A 655-nucleotide genomic window follows, 5' to 3' on the forward strand; every position below is an offset into this window, starting at 1 on the left:
AGTTCATGATTTTGAACCATTCCGAGTTAATAAAACTAACCCGACTGAATTTACTTTAGCTGACAATGCGGATTTAATTGTGAGTCATTCTAACAAAATGACCCAAGCCTTTGTTAACCGTGGTATTCAAACACCGACTGTTGTTCAACCACTCTTTGATTACCTTGGGCCAAACCCACCGTTAGCTAATTATTCTCAGCAAATCAACTTTGCTGGGACCTTTCAAAAGTCGCCCTGGTTGCACGACTACCAAGGGCCAGCCCTGACCCTCTTTGGTGCCCGGCCAAAAAAATGGCAAGAATGGGTTGTACCACCAACTATCAATTGGCAGGGCAACCTCGACCCTGACGAAATCACAGCAGTCTTCAAAACCGGTTTCGGTTTAATTTGGGATAGTGACTTTGATGACAAGTCTTACCAATCCTATACCAAGCTTAACGCTCCCCATAAGGCTAGCCTCTATTTGAAAGCAGGTCTGCCACTAATTGCCTGGGACCAGAGTCACATTGGTCGGTTAATTCAAGCTCACAATCTCGGCTTCACCATCTCTTCCTTGGCCGACCTGGATTCAATTCTGAGCCAAGTCACAGTTGACCAATATCAAGACTGGCAAAAAAACCTCGTCCCTTGGCGGGACAAGGTTGCCACTGGCGGG

1 protein-coding gene is annotated in these 655 nt (G+C 46.3%); it reads left to right on the top strand.

Going from position 1 to position 655, the window contains the following annotated elements; translation table 11 throughout:
- Nucleotides 1–655 (top strand): beta-1,6-galactofuranosyltransferase (locus AOQ29_RS03600; RefSeq protein ID WP_061993172.1); only part of this gene is annotated, 655 nt, incomplete at both ends.

It is taken from the genome of Fructobacillus ficulneus (assembly GCF_001047075.2).
Lineage (GTDB): Bacteria > Bacillota > Bacilli > Lactobacillales > Lactobacillaceae > Fructobacillus > Fructobacillus ficulneus.